This window comes from Nocardioides sp. GY 10127, assembly GCF_004919085.1.
GTDB lineage: Bacteria > Actinomycetota > Actinomycetes > Propionibacteriales > Nocardioidaceae > Nocardioides.
The window spans coordinates 51,126-67,867 of the sequence record NZ_STGL01000005.1 but is presented as its reverse complement, the minus strand read 5'-3'; the positions used below and the strand labels follow the sequence as shown (position 1 = coordinate 67,867).

The window sequence follows — 16,742 nt, the reverse complement described above, 5'->3', positions numbered from 1 at the left end:
GAAGCCGACGTCCGCCCAGGTGGGAGCCATGAGTCCCCTGTGCGCTCGTACACCGCCACCTGACTGGTTGGATACCCATCCATGGACACGGCAGCCGACCCCGAGGGGCAGCAGTACAGCGCGGTGGAGCAGACCACCGCGGGCAAGATCTGCTCGTTCTGCGGCCACGGCGCAGCCGAGGACCGACCGCTCGCCGGCGGGTACGGCGCGCTCATCTGCCGCGCGTGCCTCGTGGGCGCCCTGGCGATGCTGGACGGCACCGACCCGGCGGACGTGCAGCCGGGCGGCGTCCCCGCCTACTGGGAGGACGGCACGAACGCCGGGGTCCTCGACGGTCTCCGGATCATGCGGGCCTCCGCCCGCCAGGCCGACGAGTTCCTCTTCACCTGGGTCGCGATCGCCCGGGCGCACGGCTACTCGTGGGCGGCGGTCGGGGACGTCTTCGGGACGACCCGCCAGGCCGCCTGGGAGCGGTTCGCCCGTCGGCTGCCCGACGTCACCGAGCTGCTCGCCGAGGGCTCGGGCCCGGCGGACGCCCCGGCCGCCGGCTCCGGCGGAGCCGACGACGACCGCGCCACCGACGAGGTGCGCTGAGCGTTCCGGCCGCCCGGACGTGACGCCACGGCGGTGACGTCGGGCACAGGTTTCCCGCGTGTCGCGGCTGTCAGCCCAGGGATGACCACGAAGTCCCTGTGATGACCCTGTGATTAGCCCGCTCCGGGCCCCAGGTGGGCTCGGGAGGGGTCCGCGACGAGGCAAGATGTCGCCGTGTCCCCGACTACGTCCCCCACGTCCAGCGCCCCCGCGAACGAGCCCTCGCTCGGCGCCGCGGCGTCCTGCAGCTTCTGCCTCGAGCCCGTCGCCGGCGACGCGCTGTACCCGGGCTTCGGCTCCTACATCTGCGCCGGGTGCGCGGCCGAGGCCGGTCGCGCCCTGGAGTCCGGTGCCGGTGCCGACCGCTGGGCCGGCATCGACCTGCTGGCCGGCCTCGCCCGTTCCCTCGAGGCCTCGCGCCAGGCCGAGCGCGAGCTCGTCGCCTGGGTGGGCCGCACCCGGGACGCACGCCTGAGCTGGGCCCGCATCGGCGGCGTCGTCGGCACCACCCGTCAGGCCGCCTGGGAGCGCTTCGCGAAGCGCCTGCCGGGCGCCGACGGCACCGACGTGGCCGACCACGTCGCCCCGTCCGAGGCCGCCCGTGCCGAGTCCCGCTACGGCGTGGTGACCGCGGGCCGCTGAGCCCGCCGGCCGGGCCTCTCCCCGGTCACCTGCGGGCCGCCCGCCGGCCGTCGTGCCCACGGCGGCGGGTGGCCCGCCTCACACTCTTCTGGCCGACACGCCCCGCCCACCCTTCGTCCCGCGGGAGTGCCGCTGCTGGCATGATCGGCCCCAACGGTTCCGGGGCCGACGACAGTATTTCTTGACTCCAGGCTCAGGCGGGTCGTACCGCCGACGATGGGTGTGACATGGAACCAGTGGACCGGCGCGAGCGACCCGTGCTGCTCGACCCCGAGGGCAAGGTGTGCTCGTTCTGCGGCCGCACCGCCTCCGCCGACGATCGCGTGGTGGGTGGCTTCGGCGTCCTCTGCTGCGCCGAGTGCGTGGAGACGGCCCACCTGCTCGTCACGTCCGGCGAGGTCCCCGACCTGGTGGACGTGGCGTGGAAGGACCGCTCCGAGGCCGAGATCCTCGAGGCGCTGCCCCGGATCGTGGCCGCCTCGCGCCAGGTGGAGCGGTTCCTCTTCACCTGGGTGGCCGTCGCTCGTGAGTCCGGCATCTCCTGGGCCCACATCGGCCGCACCCTCGGCGTGACGCGCCAGGCGGCGTGGGAGCGGTTCGCCAAGCGCCTGCCCGATCTTCCCGCCGGGGCTGAAGGTTCCGAGCGGGAAGAGGTTACCGAACAGTAGCGTCCGGGCGTACGCTCCTCCCCATGGAGCGGACGATCTACGAAGACGACCACGAGGCCTTCCGGGACTCGGTGCGCGAGTTCCTGCAGCGTTCGGTGGTGCCCCACGTCGAGGAGCACGCCGTCGCGAAGGCGCTGCCCCGTGAGTTCTGGCTCGAGGCGGGCAAGCAGGGCTTCCTCGGCCTGGAGATCCCGGAGCAGTTCGGCGGCGCCGGCGACCTCAAGGACGGGGACTACCGGTTCAACGCCGTCCTGATGGAGGAGCTCTCCTTCGTCAACGCCGCGCTCTCGAGCTGCGTCGGCATCCACTCCGACATCGTCGCGCCGTACCTCGTCGAGCTCGGCACGGCAGACCAGCACGAGCGCTGGCTGCCGCGGGTCGCCAGCGGCGAGCTGCTCTGCGCGATCGGCATGACCGAGCCGTCCGGCGGCTCCGACCTCGCCGCCCTCAAGACGACCGGCGTCCGCGACGGGGACGGCTGGGTCGTCAACGGCTCGAAGACCTTCATCACCAACGGCTACTCCGCCGACCTCGTGGTGACCGCCGTGCGCACCAGCCCCGAGAAGGGCGCCCGCGGCATCACGCTGTTCGGCATCGAGACCAGCGCGCCCGGCTTCAGCCGCGGCCGCAAGCTCGACAAGGTCGGGCAGGACGAGTCCGACACCGCGGAGCTGTTCTTCGAGAACGTCCGCGTCACCGAGGCCGACGTCGTCGGCCAGGTCGACGGCGGCTTCATCCACATGATGCAGAAGCTGCCGCAGGAGCGCCTGGGCTGCGCCATCTCCAACCTCGCCCACGCCAAGCAGATCCTCCTGGAGACGCTGGAGTACACCAAGGAGCGTGCCGCGTTCGGCGCCCCCATCGGCTCCTTCCAGCACAACAAGTTCCTGCTGGCCGAGCTGTTCACGCAGGTCGACGTCACCCAGGCCTACGTCGACCAGTGCGTGCTGGCCCACAGCAAGAAGGAGCTCACGCCGGTCGACGCCGCCAAGGCGAAGTGGTGGACCTCCGAGATCCAGAACCGCATCCTCGACCACTGCGTGCAGCTGCACGGCGGCTACGGGTTCATGAACGAGTACCGCGTCGCCCGCGCCTGGCGCGACGCGCGGGTCTCGAAGATCTGGGCCGGCTCGAACGAGATCATGAAGGAGCTCATCGGGCGCGACCTGGGGCTCTGAGCCCCGAGCCGGTGAGCGCCTGACCCCGGGTGGTCGGGGCGCCGGGCCGGACCGGTCCAGCCGCAGGGAATGGTTGCCACGGGCGACGAGTTGGGGACGCACGTGAGTGCTCCCCAGATCAGCCGCGCCTCCGTGGGCCTGCGGTCCGAGCGCGGCCCCGTGCTCCTGGCCGTCATGCTCAGCACGGCGCTGGTGGCCATCGACGCGACCGTGCTGGCCACCGCGGTGCCGGCGGTCGTGGAGGACCTGGGCGGCTTCACGCAGTTCCCGTGGCTCTTCAGCGTCTACCTGTTGGCCCAGGCGATCAGCACGCCGCTGTACGCCAAGCTCTCCGACCAGTTCGGCCGCAAGCCCATGGCCCTGCTGGGCATCGGCCTGTTCGTCCTCGGCTCGCTGCTCTGCATGGTGGCCTGGGGGATGGTCCCGCTCATCGTCTTCCGGGCGATCCAGGGCCTGGGCGCCGGCGCGATCCAGCCGGTCGGCATCACGATCATCGGCGACCTGTACACCGCGGCCGAGCGGTCCGTGGTCCAGGGCTACATCGCCGCGGTGTGGGCCACGTCCTCCGTCGTCGGCCCGACGCTCGGTGGTGTCTTCGCCGACTACGTCTCCTGGCGCGCGATCTTCGCGATCAACCTCCCGCTCGGCGTGGTCGCCGCCTACGTCCTGGCCCGCAACTTCCACGAGAAGGTGCAGCGGCAGCGCCAGCCCGTCGACGTCCTCGGGTCCTCCCTGCTCGCGATCGGTGGCGTCTCGCTGCTGCTGGCGCTGCTCGAGGGAGGCGTGGAGTGGTCCTGGACGTCGCCCGTCAGCCTCGGTCTCGTGGCGCTGGCGGTCGTCACGCTGGTGGCGTTCGCACTGGTCGAGCGTCGGGTCGAGCAGCCCGTGCTCCCGCCGTGGGTGTTCGGCCACCGGGTCGTCGGCTCGGCCATGCTCGGCAGCCTGGTCGTGGGCGTGATGATGCTCGGGCTCACCTCGTACGTGCCGCTGTACGCCCAGAGCGTCCTCGGCCACGGCGCGCTGGTCTCGGGCCTCGCGCTGGCCGCGATGCTCGTCGGCTGGCCGATCGCCGCGTCCAACGCCGGCCGGATCTACCTGCGCTGGGGCTACCGCGCCGCGATGCTCCTCGGCGCCGCGTTCGGCGTCGTGGGCGGGGCGCTCCTCCTGCTGGTGGGCCCCGACAGCTCCCTGCTCATGCTGGCGTTGCCCTGCTTCGTGCTGGGTCTCGGGTTCGGCCTCGTGGTCAGCCCCTCCATCGTGGCGGCGCAGTCCAGCGTCGACTGGGCGCGCCGCGGCGTGGCCACCGGCACCGCCATGTTCGCGCGGTCGGTGGGCTCGGTGCTGGGCACGGCCGTGTTCGGTGCGCTCGCCAACGCGGTGGTCACCGCCCGCCTCGGCAGCGACGCCCCGTCGTTGGAGGAGCTGTCCGGCGGCGTCCTGCACTCGGCGATCCGCGTCGTGTTCGTCGGGGCGGCGATCGTGTCCCTCGCGCTCGTCGGCGCCGGCCTGGTGATGCCGCGGCACGTGAAGGCCGACCACGACAGCCCGGACGCCGCGCCCGCCCCGGACACGGACGCCGCCTCGGACGGGGACGCCGGCGACCGGCCGACGGGCACGCCCGGCACGCCCGGCCCGGCGGCCCGCACGGCGTCCGCCTGACCCCGCCGAGTCCCGCCGCGACCAGCCTCGACCAGAAGGGTGCCCGAGGGTGACGAAGGACAGCCTGACCTGCGTGGACGGGGACGGCTCGGCCGACGATGATCGACGCATGACGACGGACCAGGCCGTGCACGAGCCCACCGAGCCGACCGGTGGCGCCCCCGAGGACGCGGCCCACGACGAGCCGCACGACGACAGCCTCCACCAGAGGCTCAACTGGCTGCGGGCGGCGGTGCTGGGCGCCAACGACGGCATCGTGTCGACCGCGGGCATCGTCGTCGGTGTCGCCGGGGCGACCAGCGACCGCGGCTCGCTCGTGGTCGCGGGCGTGGCCGGGCTGGTGGCCGGCGCGCTGAGCATGGCGGCCGGCGAGTACGTCTCGGTGAGCACCCAGCGCGACTCCGAGCGCGCCGTCCTGGAGGTCGAGCGCCGCGAGCTGGCCGAGACACCGGAGGAAGAGCTGGAGGAGCTCACCGGGATCTACCAGGCCAAGGGGCTCACCCCCGAGCTGGCGCGCGAGGTCGCCGTCCAGCTGACCGAGCACGACGCGCTGCGCGCCCACGCGGAGGCCGAGCTCGGCATCGACCCCGACGACCTCACCAACCCCTGGGCCGCGGCGCTCGCGTCGATGCTCGCGTTCACGGTCGGTGCGCTCCTGCCGCTGCTCACCATCGTCCTCGTGGGGGCGACGTGGCGCGTGGCCGTCACCGTGGTGGCGGTAGCCGTGGCGCTCGCCGTCACCGGCTGGTCCAGCGCCTGGTTCGGGGACGCCCCGCGCACCCGCGCGGTGCTCCGCAACGTCGGCGGCGGCCTGTTCGCCATGGCCGTCACGTACGGCATCGGGACCCTGCTGGGCACGCACCTCTGAGCGTGAGGCTCTTCGCCGCGCTCGTCCCGCCGCCCGAGGCGCTCGCGCACCTGGAGGCGTTCGTCGAGCCGCGGCGCGAGGCCGCGGCGGCTGCTGGGCTCCGGCTCGCGGACCCGTCGGGCCGGCACGTCACCCTCGCCTTCTACGGGGAGGTGGACGCCGGGCCGCGCGGCTCGGCCGACGAGCGTGCCGAGTCCTTGGCCGACGCGGTGGCGGACGCGGCCGCCCGGCGGCGTCCACCCTGCCTGTCCCTGGCCGGCGGCGGCGCCTTCCCCGACCCGGCCGCGGCCCAGGTGCTGTGGGCGGGACTCGCGGGCGCGCCCGACGACCTGGCGGAGCTGGGCCGGCTCGCCACCGGCTGCCGGCACGCGGCCGCGCGGGCCGGGACCCGGGTCGAGGGCCGGGCGTTCCGGCCGCACCTCACGCTGGCGCGGCGGCGGCACCCCGGTCACGTGGACGACTGGGTGCGGCTGCTCGACGGGTACGCCGGCCCGTCCTGGAGCCCGGACGTGGTGACGCTGCTGGCGAGCGTGCCGACCGGTCACGGCCGCCGGTACGAGCCCGTCGCCGACGCTCCGCTGGGCTGAGCCAGGGACTCAGAGCAGGGACTCAGAGCAGGGACTCAGAGCAGCGGGTCGGCCAGGTGCTTGAGCGAGGAGCGCAGCATCGCGTCGCTGGAGATGCCGGCGCGCAGGCTGCGCACCACGTCGTCCGGGAGCGGCTCGAGCCCGCGGATCTCCTGGTGCAGCCCCTCCATCGTGGTGTCGAGGGTGGCGGCCGTCTCCGCGGCGTCCCGCAGGCCGGCGAGCAGCTGCTGGGGCACCTCGCGCCGGTACTTGTAGTAGATCTTGTGCTCGAGGCTGGCCCAGAAGTCCATCGCGATGGTCCTGATCTGCACCTCCACCAGCACCGGCACCGTGCCGGCCGAGAGGAAGACCGGCACCTCGATGAGCGCGTGCAGGCTGCGGTAGCCGTTCGCCTTGGGCTCGGTGATGTAGTCGCGGACCTCGCGGACGGTGAGGTCCGACTGCGAGCCGAGCATGTCGAAGACGTGGTAGACGTCCGAGACGAAGCTGCAGACCACGCGCACGCCGGCGATGTCCGTGACCCGGGCACGGATCTCCTCGAACGACGGTCGGGAGTCGGCGGGCACGCCCTTGCGGCCCATCTTCTCCTCGAGGCTCTCCAGCGTCTTGATGCGGCTGGAGACGTGCTCGATGGGGTTGGACTCGTGCAGGTGGGCGAACTCGTCCTTGAGGATGTTCAGCTTGGTGACGATCTCCTCCATGCCGAACTTGTGCTCGAGGAGGAAGCGCCGGGTCCCCTCGCCGAGGGAGCCCGGCTCCCAGCGGTCGTCGGTGTCCACGCCGGACAGGGTAGGTCGGGGCCCCTCACCCGGGGTGAACCGGCGGGCCGCCCGGCCGGGGTTCAGTCGACGACGCCGTAGAGCCGGTCGCCGGCGTCCCCGAGGCCCGGGACGATGTAGCCGTGCTCGTTGAGCCGCTCGTCCATGGCGGCGGTGACGACGGTGACCGGCACCTCCAGGTCCGCGAGCTCCTGCTCCAGGCGGGCGGTGCCCTCGGGCGCGGAGAGCAGGCAGATGGCGGTGATGTGGTCGGCGCCGCGGTCGACGAGGAAGCGGATGGCCGCGGCGAGGGTGCCGCCGGTGGCGAGCATCGGGTCCAGGACGTAGCACTGGCGGCCGGAGAGGTCGTCGGGCAGGCGGTTGGCGTAGGTGGAGGCCTCGAGGGTCTCCTCGTTGCGGACCATCCCGAGGAAGCCGACCTCGGCCGTGGGGAGCAGGCGCATGAAGCCGTCCAGCATGCCCAGGCCGGCACGGAGGATCGGCACCACGAGGGGCTTGGGGGAGGCCAGGCGGACGCCGGTGGTCGGCGCGACCGGGGTGGTGATCTCGACCGGGGTGACCCGGACGTCCCGCGTGGCCTCGTAGGCCAGGAGCGCGACCAGCTCGTCGGTGAGGTGCCGGAAGGTCGGGGAGTCGGTGCGCTCGTCGCGCAGGGTGGTGAGCTTGTGGGTGACGAGCGGGTGGTCCACGACGTGGGTGCGCATGGGCGGCAGCCTACGGGTTGCGGGGGTAGCGCGGCGGCCGGCGTGGACGGGTGGGTGCCGCAAAGCACTGGTCCCGCGCCCGCGGGTCTGTCACATTGGTCCGTGCCGGTGCGCGCCGGTGACGTGCTGGGGAACCGGAGGCCCGAGCGTGGACGAGATCGATGAGCTGAACGACGTGGACGTCGCCCTGGTGGCGTACCGCGAGGACGGCTGGTGGAACGTCGCGGAGCTCTCCGACGACGACCTCGAGGACGTGGAGGACGTCGCCGAGGCGCTGCGCGAGCTCGCCCCCGACGCCCTCGCGATGATCTCCGTGGCCGACGAGTTCTTCGTGCTGGTGCGCGTGGCCGGTCCGCTCACGCGGGTGCTGCTCTCGGACGGGACGGCCGCCGAGGAGTACGACCTCGCCACCTCCGTGCTCGACTTCCTCGACCTCGACGACCCCGAGGACGACGAGCTGAGCGACCCGGTCGGTGACCTCGACGTCCTCGCGGACCTCGGCATCGGCGCCGTCGAGATGGAGGACCTCCTCGATGACACCGCCGAGGCCGAGTACCTCGACGAGGTGCTCTCCGACCTCGCCAAGCGCCTCGGGTTCGGTGAGCTCTTCGACGACGCCGTGGGGCTCGCCACGCTCTGACGCCGGGCTCCTCTGTCGTCCGCCCTGTTGCTCCCCCGCTGTGAGGTGCGGCTGCGGGCAGCTGAGCCTGCCGTTCGGTCCTCGTGGCCACGAGGACCGAACGGGTCGGGCAGTCGGCACGCGGGCGAATCAGTGCAGGTCAGCGGCTTGTGGCCCGGCCGGCCGTCGTGTTGGGTCCTCGTGGCCACGAGGACCGAAGCGCGACGCGGGCGCCGGCGTTGGGTCCTCGCGCCCACGAGGACCGAACGAGTCGAGCGGTCGGCGGGCGAACGAATCAGTGCAGGTCAGCGGCCTGTGGCCCGGCCGGCCGTCGTGTTGGGTCCTCGTGGCCACGAGGACCGAAGCGCGACGCGGGCGCCGGCGTTGGGTCCTCGCGCCCACGAGGACCGAACGAGTCGAGCGGTCGGCGGGCGAACGAATCAGTGCAGGTCAGCGGCCTGTGGCCCGGCCGGCCGTCGTGTTGGGTCCTCGTGGCCACGAGGACCGAAGCGCGACGCGGGCGCCGGCGTTGGGTCCTCGCGCCCACGAGGACCGAACGAGTCGAGCGGTCGGCGGGCGAACGAATCAGTGCAGGTCAGCGGCCTGTAACCCGGCCGGCCGTCGTGTTGGGTCCTCGTGGCCACGAGGACCGAAGCGCGACGCGGGCGCCGGCGTTGGGTCCTCGCGCCCACGAGGACCGAACGGCACAGCCGGCCCGGGGGCATGCGCATCAGGCCAGGTCAGCGTGTTGTTGGCACAGAGACGGGCGGGTTCGGTCCTCCTGGACGCCGAGAGCGCTGCCGGGTTGGGCGGGGCGGCTGATCGGCTGATCCGGTGCGTGCGGCACGGGGGCGGCTGCTCTGGGAGACTCAGCCCCGTGTCGTCGTCCACGAGCCCCGAGACCCCCGGCGGCCCGGGTGCTTCCGGTGCCTCCGGGGTCACCGCCTCCGCCGCTCCCGCCTGGGAGCCGGCGATGCGGCTGGCGCTCGCCGAGGCCCGCCGGGCGCCCGCGACCGGGGACGTGCCGATCGGCGCCGTCGTCGTCGGGCCGGACGGCGAGGTGTGGGGCCGTGGCCGGAACGTCCGCGAGGCCACCTGCGACCCCACCGGGCACGCCGAGGTCGTGGCACTGCGGGAGGCCGCCGCGGCGCGCGGCGAGTGGCGGCTGGAGGGCGGGACGCTCGTCGTGACGCTCGAGCCGTGCACGATGTGCGCGGGGGCGGCCGTCCTGTCGCGGGTCGACCGGGTCGTCCTCGGCGCCTGGGACGAGCGCGCCGGGGCCGTCGGTTCGCTCTGGGACGTCGTCCGCGACCGTCGGCTCAACCACCGCCCCGAGGTCGTCGGCGGGGTGCTCGCCGCCGAGTGCGCGGACCTGCTGCGGGAGTTCTTCGCCGAGCACCGGTGAGCGGTCGGCGCGGATGACGGGCCGGCCGGCCGGACCCGGCCGGACGACGAGGGACGAGCGCGCTCAGCCGAGCACGACCGGCACGTCCAGCCGGCCGCCGAGCTCCTCGAGCGAGATGCCGGAGAGGTCGCGGACGACGACGGCGCCGTCGGCGCGCCCGCGCGAGGCGGCGAGCTCGAAGGTGCCGAGGTCGGTGTAGACGCGGTCGACGCAGGCCAGGCCGGTGAGCGGGTAGGTGCACGTCGGCACGATCTTGGCGGTGCCGTCCTTGGCGAACAGCGTCATCATCACCCAGACCTGCTCGGCGCCGATGGCGAGGTCCATCGCCCCGCCGACGGCCGGGATGGCGTCGGGGGCGCCGGTGTGCCAGTTGGCGAGGTCGCCGTTCGCGGAGACCTGGAAGGCGCCGAGCACGCACACGTCCAGGTGGCCGCCGCGCATCATGGCGAAGGAGTCGGCGTGGTGGAAGTAGGCGGCGCCGGGCAGCTCGGTGACGGGGATCTTGCCGGCGTTGGTGAGGTCGAGGTCGACGTCGTCACCGGTGGCCACGGGGCCGAAGTTCAGCATCCCGTTCTCGGTGTGCAGCACCACGCCGGAGCCCTCGCGCAGGTGCTCGGCGACCAGCGTGGGCTGGCCGATGCCGAGGTTCACGTAGGCGCCGTCGGGGACGTCGCGGGCGATCGCGGCGGCCAGGGCGTGCTTGTCGCGCGGCCCGGCCTCGGCCGGGGCGGAGGAGGTGGAGGGGGTGCTCATCAGGACTCCTGGGCGGTCGGGCACACGACCCGGTCGACGTAGATGCTCGGGGTGACCACGACCTCCGGGTCGAGCCCGCCGAGCGGGACCACCTCGGAGACCTGGGCGATGACGGTCCGGGCCGCCGTCGCCATCACGGGCCCGAAGTTCCGGGCGGTCTTGCGGTAGACGAGGTTGCCCATGGTGTCGGCGCGGTGGGCCTTGATGAGCGCGACGTCGCCCTTGATCGGGTACTCCAGGGCGTAGGTCCGCCCGTCGATGACCCGGGTCTCCTTCCCCTCGGTGAGGGGGGTGCCGACGCCGGTGGGGCAGAAGAACGCGCCGATCCCGGCCCCGGCGGCCCGCATCCGCTCGGCGAGGTTGCCCTGGGGGACGACCTCGAGCTCGATCTGGCCGGCCCGGTACAGGCCGTCGAAGACCCAGGAGTCGCTCTGCCGAGGGAAGGAGCACACGACCTTCCGCACCCGCTTCGCCGCGAGCAGCGCGGCGAGGCCGGTGTCGCCGTTGCCGGCGTTGTTGGACACGATGACGAGGTCCTTGGCGCCCTGCTCGATGAGGGCGTCGATGAGCTCGACGGGCATGCCGGCCATGCCGAAGCCGCCGACCAGGACGGTCGCGCCGTCCTCGACGTCGGCGACGGCGTCCGCGTAGGAGGCGAGGATGCTGGCGGCGCTCATCGGGTCGCCTCGCCCGCAGTGGCGCCGGTGACCGAGGCGCTCACGTTCTCCAGGACGACGGCGAGGCCCTGCCCGACGCCGATGCAGATGGCGGCGACGCCGTACCGGCCGCCGGTCTCGCGCAGCCGCGAGGCGAGCGTGGCCAGCACGCGACCGCCCGAGGCGCCGAGGGGGTGCCCGATCGCGATCGCGCCGCCCTTGGCGTTGACGATCTCCGGGTCGATCTTCCAGGCGTCCACGCAGGCGAGGGACTGCACGGCGAAGGCCTCGTTGAGCTCCACGGCGTCCACGTCCTCCCAGCCGATGCCGGCGCGGCGCAGCGCCTTGTTCGCGGCCTCGACCGGTGCGAACCCGAACTCCTGCGGTGCGAGGGCGTGCACGCCGCGCCCGGCGACCCGGGCCACCGGGTCCAGGCCGAGGGTGCCGGCGGCGGACGCGGAGCCGAGGAGGACGGCGGAGGCACCGTCGTTGAGCGGCGAGGCGTTGCCCGCGGTGATGGACCCGTCGGCGCGGAAGGCGGGCTTGAGCCCCGCCAGCTTCTCCGGGGTGGAGCCGGGGCGGATCGACTCGTCACGGTCCAGGTCGACGCCGTCGACCGCGACCACGCCGAGCAGCGGGTCGGCGTAGAAGCCGGCGTCCCAGGCCGCGGCGGCCAGCTCGTGGGACCGGGCCGCGAAGGCGTCCTGCCGCTCCCTGCTGATGCCCGAGCGCTCGGCGAGCTGCTCGTTGCACTCGCCGAGCGAGGCGGTCCACTCCTGCGGCATCCGGGCGTTGACCAGGCGCCAGCCCAGCGTGGTGGAGACGGCGGTGACGTTGCCCGCCGGGTAGGCCCGCGAGGGCTTGGGCAGCACCCAGGGCGCGCGCGTCATGGACTCCACGCCTCCGGCGACCACGACCTCGGCGTCCCCGCACTCGATGGCGCGGGAGCCGGCGATCGCGGCGTCCAGCGAGGAGCCGCAGAGCCGGTTGACCGTGGTGGCGGGCACGGAGACCGGCAGCCCGGAGAGCAGGACGGCCATGCGGCCGACGTTGCGGTTGTCCTCGCCGGCCTGGTTGGCGCAGCCCCAGACCACGTCGTCGATGGCGAGCTCGGGGTCGCCGGCGTCGAGGCCGGGGGCGCGGTCGACGACCGCGCGCAGGGCCGTGGCGGCCAGGTCGTCGGGGCGCACGTCCGCGAGCGCGCCGCCGAAGCGGCCGAACGGGGTCCGGGCGGCGGCGTAGAGGTAGCTGTCGGTCACGGCGTCGACGCTAGGCCCGGAGCATTGATCGACGCCAATACGAAGTTCAGCGCTATTGATCGTTGCCGCTTATCAGTACTGGTGGCAGGCTCGTGCCGTGGAGCTGCGTCACCTGCGATCCTTCGTCGCCCTCGCCGAGGAGAAGCACTTCGGCCGCGCCGCCGCCCGGTTGCACCTGGCCCAGCCGGCGCTCTCCCAGCAGCTGCGACAGCTCGAGCGCGAGGTCGGGGTCCGGCTCGTGGACCGCAGCACCCGCCGCGTCGAGCTCACGGACGCCGGCCGCCTGCTCCAGCAGCGGGCGCTCGACGTCCTCGCCGACCTCGACCGCACCACCGACGACCTCGCCGAGGTGGCCGCCGGCCGGCTGGGGCGGGTGTCGGTGGGCTTCGTGGGCACGGCCACCTACGACGTCCTGCCCCGCCTCGCCCGCCTGGCGAGGGAGCGCCTCCCGGGGGTCCGGCTCGACCTGCGCGGGGAGCTCCTCGCGCCCGGCCTGCTCGACGCGGTCCGCGAGCGCTCGCTCGACCTGGCGGTGGTGCGGCCGGGCGCGGAGCCGGTCGACGACCTGGAGGTGACGCCGCTGCGCACCGAGCCGTTCGTGGCGGTGCTGCCGGCGGGCCACCCGTCCGCGGGGCGGGAGGCGGTCGACCTCGCCGCTCTCGCCGAGGAGAGCCTCGTGACCCACCCCTCGGGGCACCGCTCGGCCATGCACGAGCGCGTCCTCGCCGCCTGCCGCGCCGCGGGCTTCAGCCCCCGCGAGGTCCTGGAGGTCTCCGAGACCGCGACGCTCGTGGTCTTCGTCGCGGCCGGCATGGGCGTCGCCCTCGTCCCCGCGTCGGTGCAGGCGCTGCGGGTCGACGGGGTCGCCTACGTGCCGCTGGCCCGCCCCGAGACCGTCGAGCTCGCGCTCGTCTCGCACCCGGACGCCGGCCCGGCGGCCGCGCAGGTCGCCGCGCTCGTCCGCGCGGCGACCGAACCGGTGCCGTAGCCCCGGCCCTTCAGCGCCGGCACCTCAGCGCCGTGCCCAGGCGCCGTGCCCAGGCGCCGGCTCAGTGGCCGGGGCCGCCACCGGGGCCGCCGTGCCCGCCCATCCCGCCGCCCATCCCGGACGAGCCCTCGCCCGCGGTGACGGTGGTGAGCGTGGTGCCGTCGACGGCGACCGTGTAGGAGTCGCCGTCGACCACGTCGCTGCTCGAGAACACCCACGACGAGACGGCCTCGGGGGTGGTGACCTCGGCGACGACGTCCCCGTCGGAGTCGAGGAGCTGGAGGGTCGTGCCGGCGTCCACGGTGTCGAAGGTGGCCGCCACGAACGACTGCGAGGAGTCGGTGCTCGGCGACTGCGCCATCCCGCTCGACCCCACGGCCGAGAGGCTGCCGCCCGAGACGACGAGCATGGAGTCGACGTCGAGCGCGCCGTTGCCGGACTCGGTCGGCCCGTAGACGACCACCGTGCCGCCCGTCATCGTGCCCAGGCCGTTGCTGTCGAGGCCGTCGCCGCCGGCGGTGACGGTGAGGTCGCCGCCGGAGATGGTGAGCAGCGCGCTGGTGGTCTCGTCGCCGGTGACGTTCACGCCGTCGTCGGAGGAGGTGACGTCGAGGGTGCCGCCCGCGATCTCCACGGTGGCGCCTTCGAGCGCCTCGTAGGAGGACGTGACGGTGACGGTGCCGTCGGTGACGCTGAGGTCCCCGTCGGCGTGCACGCCGTCGTCCCCGCTGGCGGCCACGACCGTGCCGCCGGTGATCGAGACGATCGAGTCCGAGTGCAGCGCGTCGTCCGCGGAGTCGACGTCCACCGTCCCCGACGAGACCACCACGCTGGACCCGCCGACGAGGCCCTTGGCGCCGGAGTCCTCCGAGGCGTCGGCGGAGCCGCCGCCGGCGCTCACGGTGAGGTCCGCGCCGTCCACGAGGACGTCGGTGGTGGCCGTGGCCCCGTCGTCGCCGGCGACCACGTCCAGGCTGCCGCCGGTGAGCGAGAGGAAGCCGACGGTGTCGTCGGAGTCGCCGTCGGACTTCAGCCCGTCCCCGCCCGCGTCCACCGTGATCGTGCCGCCGGACACCGCGAGGTAGTCCTTCCCGCGGAGGCCGTCGTCGGCGGCCTCGACCGTGATCGTGCCGCCGGTGACGACCAGGCCGTCCTTGCTGGTGATGCCGTCGGCGTGGCTGGAGACGGTGAGGGACCCGCTGCCCGCGATGGTGAGGTCGGCGGTGGAGAAGAGCGTGGCGTTGACGGGGTCGTCGGCGTCGTCGTCGGCGGTCGAGCCGTCCCCGTCGGCCAGGACGTTGTCGCTGCCGTCGGCGAGCACGACCACGACGGCCTCGGCGTCCTCCACCACCAGCGGCGAGTCGTCGGAGGAGGTGAGGTCGACGCCGTCCAGGACGAGCCGCACGGTGCCCTCGTCCGCGGTGGAGACGACCACCTGACCGTCGGAGAGGCTGCCGGACAGGACGTAGGTGCCGGCGGCGGTGATCGTGACCGTGTCCCCGTCGACGCTCACGCCGTCGCTGCCGTCCCCGCTCGCCGACGAGTCACCGTCGGCCAGGGCCACGGTGGTGGCGGACGACGCGTCGTAGTCGGCGTCGCCGGTCTCGACCTCGGCGTTCTCGGCCAAGGCCTCGGCGGCGGTCGTGCCCGCGGTGCCGGCGGCGGCGCTCGAGGCGCTCGAGTCGGACCCGGAGGACGAGGTGGCGGCGGTGTCGTCCCCCGCCGAGCAGGCGGCCAGCGCCAGGACGGCGGTGGCGGAGACGACGGCCGCGGCGAGGCGACCGCCCAGGCGGCGGGTGCGGGAGGTGCGGGGTGCGGGCACGGTGAGCTCCAGTGGTCAGGGTGCGGTGCGGGGAAGGTGCGGGGGGAGGGAGAAGGGCAAGGGGGCGACGGATCGCGCTCAGTCCCGGGGCATTCCGAGGTGCTTCTCGAGCACCCGGTGCCAGCGCAGCCGGGGGAGGTCGGCACGCAGCGCGGTGAGCCCGGTGCCGTACTTGGAGAGCCGGACGGGGCGGTGGCCGGCCCGCCACAGGAGCCGGTCGACGGCCGACGGGGTGGAGCCGGTCTTGGTCTCGACCACGACGACGCCGGGGACGCCGAGCCGGGAACCGTCCCCGGGCAGGGCCCACGCGAGGTCGGCGTCGAGGGTGGCGCGGCTGCCCCCGCCACCGCTGAGCAGCAGGGTGGTGCGGCGGTAGCTGCTGGTCAGCGATGGCGCGAGGTCGCCCGCACGGACGTGCGCGGGCACCCGTGCGGCCCGCAGCCGCTCGTCGAGGAACTGTCGCTCGGCGACGTCCAGCGGACCGCGGTGGCTGCGCAGCACCCGCTCCTTGAGGTTGGTGCCGCGGGCGGCGGGGGTCTTGACCTCCAGGAACGTGGCGCCGGTGTCGAGGTAGGTGCGCTCACGGACCTTGAACCGTCGGCGCCGGCCCTGGCCGGCCAGCCAGAACGCGTCCAGCCCGGGGGTGTCGAGGTAGTCGGAGCGGTAGCCGAAGTCGCGCGAGCCGTCGATCTCCAGCACCCGGGTGTCGGCCGGGACGGCGGCGAGCAGCGCCTCCGCCCGGGCGCGCGGCACCACGTACTTGCGGTCGACGCGGGTGAGCAGCTCGGCGCTCTCGACGAGCTCGTCGAGGCCGACGGGGGCGAGGTGGGAGGTCCACCCGTGCCCCTCGTGGACGGGCGTGGCGGCCGCGCCGTGCGGCAGGGCCGTCATCGGGCGACCCCGGCGGGCACCGCCGCCCGCGGGCGGTGCCGGACCACCACGGTGGTGGTGTCGTTGACGAGGTTCGTGCTGGTCACACGGGCGTCGACCACCTCGCTGCCGAGCAGCTCGTCGAGGTGCGCGACGAGCGCGGCCTGGTCGGTCCAGGCGCGGTCGAGCACCAGCTCCTGGGTCCTCGTCGGCTGCGCCACCCGCGGGTGGTCGCCCAGCCACAGCGCCACCAGGATGGCCGCCATGAGGGCGATGGCCAGCCCGTCGAGCGCCGCCGCGACGCCGGCCACGAGGCCCAGCGCGAGGGCGGCGAAGTAGTAGGCGATCTCGTGGTGGGCGAGCTCGGTGGAACGCAGCCGGATGATCGAGAGGACGCCGAACAGCCCGAGCCCGAGCCCGGCCCCGACGCTGCTGGTCGCCAGCACGGCGGTGACGGCCAGGACGCCGACGTTGACCCCGAGGTAGGCCACCACGAGGTCGGGCCGGCGGTGCCGCACCAGGAACACTGCGACGAGCGCGGCCACCGCCACGAGGTCGACGAGGATCATGGGCAGCTCGGTCATGGGCCTACTCCGGGGTCCGTGCGAACGGTGAACGGTGGGTGACGAGGAGGTGACTCCTCGACGTCCACCAGGAAGCCGGTCGTCGCTGCGACGGAGGTGAAGGGGGC

Annotated in this window: 18 protein-coding genes; 10 read left to right on the top strand and 8 right to left on the bottom strand. The window is 74.0% G+C overall.

Translation table 11 applies throughout. The features are described 5' to 3' along the window. The first annotated feature begins 81 nt into the window (after positions 1-81). The 7 genes from E8D37_RS07585 (at position 82) to thpR (ending at position 6,196) form a co-directional block, all read left to right on the top strand. On the top strand, positions 82-594 hold the full coding sequence (locus E8D37_RS07585; RefSeq protein WP_136569181.1) for a ClpX C4-type zinc finger protein: 513 nt from the start codon (positions 82-84) through the stop codon (positions 592-594). Between the two features lie 174 nt (positions 595-768). Beyond that, the gene (locus tag E8D37_RS07580; RefSeq protein ID WP_136569180.1) at positions 769-1,236 is read left to right on the top strand and encodes an AsnC family protein; all 468 of its coding nucleotides are present in this window, start codon (positions 769-771) and stop codon (positions 1,234-1,236) included. A 227-nt stretch (positions 1,237-1,463) separates the two neighbouring features. Next, entirely contained in the window at positions 1,464-1,904 is a 441-nt protein-coding gene (locus E8D37_RS07575) for a ClpX C4-type zinc finger protein (RefSeq protein ID WP_136569179.1), read from the top strand. 23 nt (positions 1,905-1,927) lie between these two features. After that, a complete protein-coding gene (locus tag E8D37_RS07570; RefSeq protein WP_136569178.1) occupies positions 1,928-3,082 on the top strand; it encodes an acyl-CoA dehydrogenase family protein in 1,155 nt (384 codons plus the stop codon). A 102-nt stretch (positions 3,083-3,184) separates the two neighbouring features. Next, the gene (locus tag E8D37_RS07565) at positions 3,185-4,741 is read left to right on the top strand and encodes an MDR family MFS transporter (RefSeq protein ID WP_240770267.1); all 1,557 of its coding nucleotides are present in this window, start codon (positions 3,185-3,187) and stop codon (positions 4,739-4,741) included. A gap of 109 nt (positions 4,742-4,850) precedes the next feature. After that, entirely contained in the window at positions 4,851-5,609 is a 759-nt protein-coding gene (locus tag E8D37_RS07560) for a VIT family protein (protein ID WP_136569176.1), read from the top strand. Between the two features lie 2 nt (positions 5,610-5,611). Beyond that, entirely contained in the window at positions 5,612-6,196 is a 585-nt protein-coding gene (thpR, locus tag E8D37_RS07555; protein WP_136569175.1) for an RNA 2',3'-cyclic phosphodiesterase, read from the top strand. Positions 6,197-6,231: 35 nt separating this feature from the next. Here thpR and E8D37_RS07550 read toward each other — a convergent pair whose 3' ends face one another. Then, positions 6,232-6,975 (bottom strand): GTP pyrophosphokinase family protein, encoded by a 744-nt coding sequence (locus E8D37_RS07550; RefSeq protein WP_240770266.1) that lies wholly within the window; start codon positions 6,973-6,975, stop codon positions 6,232-6,234. Positions 6,976-7,037: 62 nt separating this feature from the next. Continuing rightward, on the bottom strand, positions 7,038-7,679 hold the full coding sequence (upp, locus tag E8D37_RS07545; RefSeq protein ID WP_136569174.1) for a uracil phosphoribosyltransferase: 642 nt from the start codon (positions 7,677-7,679) through the stop codon (positions 7,038-7,040). 148 nt (positions 7,680-7,827) lie between these two features. Here upp and E8D37_RS07540 point away from each other — a divergent pair, with 148 nt between their 5' ends. Then, positions 7,828-8,319, top strand: coding sequence for a tRNA adenosine deaminase-associated protein (locus E8D37_RS07540; RefSeq protein ID WP_240770265.1), 492 nt, complete (start codon positions 7,828-7,830; stop codon positions 8,317-8,319). 952 nt (positions 8,320-9,271) lie between these two features. Beyond that, the gene (locus E8D37_RS07535; protein ID WP_136569582.1) at positions 9,272-9,703 is read left to right on the top strand and encodes a nucleoside deaminase; all 432 of its coding nucleotides are present in this window, start codon (positions 9,272-9,274) and stop codon (positions 9,701-9,703) included. A 63-nt stretch (positions 9,704-9,766) separates the two neighbouring features. On the opposite strand, the gene E8D37_RS07530 is transcribed toward E8D37_RS07535, so the two are convergent. Genes E8D37_RS07530 through E8D37_RS07520 form a run of 3 tightly spaced genes read right to left on the bottom strand, consistent with a single transcriptional unit; the run spans position 9,767 to position 12,371 of the window. Beyond that, complete coding sequence (locus tag E8D37_RS07530; RefSeq protein WP_136569172.1) at positions 9,767-10,456, bottom strand: 3-oxoacid CoA-transferase subunit B; 690 nt, start codon at positions 10,454-10,456, stop codon at positions 9,767-9,769. Then, positions 10,456-11,133 carry a 3-oxoacid CoA-transferase subunit A gene (locus tag E8D37_RS07525; RefSeq protein ID WP_136569171.1) on the bottom strand — a complete coding sequence of 226 codons (678 nt, stop codon included), beginning with the start codon at positions 11,131-11,133 and terminating at the stop codon, positions 10,456-10,458. The genes E8D37_RS07530 and E8D37_RS07525 overlap by 1 nt, the downstream gene beginning before the upstream one ends. Next, positions 11,130-12,371: a thiolase family protein gene (locus tag E8D37_RS07520; RefSeq protein ID WP_136569170.1), complete on the bottom strand. Its 1,242-nt coding sequence runs from the start codon at positions 12,369-12,371 to the stop codon at positions 11,130-11,132. Before E8D37_RS07520 ends, E8D37_RS07525 begins: the two co-directional genes overlap by 4 nt. A gap of 97 nt (positions 12,372-12,468) precedes the next feature. On the opposite strand from E8D37_RS07520, the gene E8D37_RS07515 reads away from it, so the two are divergent. Further along, positions 12,469-13,359, top strand: coding sequence for a LysR family transcriptional regulator (locus tag E8D37_RS07515; protein ID WP_136569169.1), 891 nt, complete (start codon positions 12,469-12,471; stop codon positions 13,357-13,359). Between the two features lie 61 nt (positions 13,360-13,420). On the opposite strand, the gene E8D37_RS07510 is transcribed toward E8D37_RS07515, so the two are convergent. The 3 genes from E8D37_RS07510 to E8D37_RS07500 form a co-directional block, all read right to left on the bottom strand. Beyond that, positions 13,421-15,181, bottom strand: coding sequence for a carbohydrate-binding domain-containing protein (locus E8D37_RS07510; protein ID WP_206055632.1), 1,761 nt, complete (start codon positions 15,179-15,181; stop codon positions 13,421-13,423). A gap of 78 nt (positions 15,182-15,259) precedes the next feature. Next, entirely contained in the window at positions 15,260-16,072 is an 813-nt protein-coding gene (locus tag E8D37_RS07505) for a polyphosphate polymerase domain-containing protein (RefSeq protein WP_136569168.1), read from the bottom strand. Further along, on the bottom strand, positions 16,069-16,635 hold the full coding sequence (locus tag E8D37_RS07500; RefSeq protein WP_136569167.1) for a DUF4956 domain-containing protein: 567 nt from the start codon (positions 16,633-16,635) through the stop codon (positions 16,069-16,071). Before E8D37_RS07500 ends, E8D37_RS07505 begins: the two co-directional genes overlap by 4 nt. Positions 16,636-16,742 lie beyond the last annotated feature (107 nt).

Bases quoted from the DNA above. Each gene is read 5' to 3' on its own strand.
- E8D37_RS07585 (WP_136569181.1), top strand. From the start codon at position 82: ATGGACACGGCAGCCGACCCCGAGGGGCAGCAGTACAGCGCGGTGGAG.
- E8D37_RS07575 (WP_136569179.1), top strand. From the start codon at position 1,464: ATGGAACCAGTGGACCGGCGCGAGCGACCCGTGCTGCTCGACCCCGAG.
- E8D37_RS07570 (WP_136569178.1), top strand. From the start codon at position 1,928: ATGGAGCGGACGATCTACGAAGACGACCACGAGGCCTTCCGGGACTCG.
- E8D37_RS07560 (WP_136569176.1), top strand. From the start codon at position 4,851: ATGACGACGGACCAGGCCGTGCACGAGCCCACCGAGCCGACCGGTGGC.
- upp (WP_136569174.1), bottom strand. From the start codon at position 7,679: ATGCGCACCCACGTCGTGGACCACCCGCTCGTCACCCACAAGCTCACC.
- E8D37_RS07535 (WP_136569582.1), top strand. From the start codon at position 9,272: ATGCGGCTGGCGCTCGCCGAGGCCCGCCGGGCGCCCGCGACCGGGGAC.
- E8D37_RS07530 (WP_136569172.1), bottom strand. From the start codon at position 10,456: ATGAGCACCCCCTCCACCTCCTCCGCCCCGGCCGAGGCCGGGCCGCGC.
- E8D37_RS07525 (WP_136569171.1), bottom strand. From the start codon at position 11,133: ATGAGCGCCGCCAGCATCCTCGCCTCCTACGCGGACGCCGTCGCCGAC.
- E8D37_RS07505 (WP_136569168.1), bottom strand. From the start codon at position 16,072: ATGACGGCCCTGCCGCACGGCGCGGCCGCCACGCCCGTCCACGAGGGG.
- E8D37_RS07500 (WP_136569167.1), bottom strand. From the start codon at position 16,635: ATGACCGAGCTGCCCATGATCCTCGTCGACCTCGTGGCGGTGGCCGCG.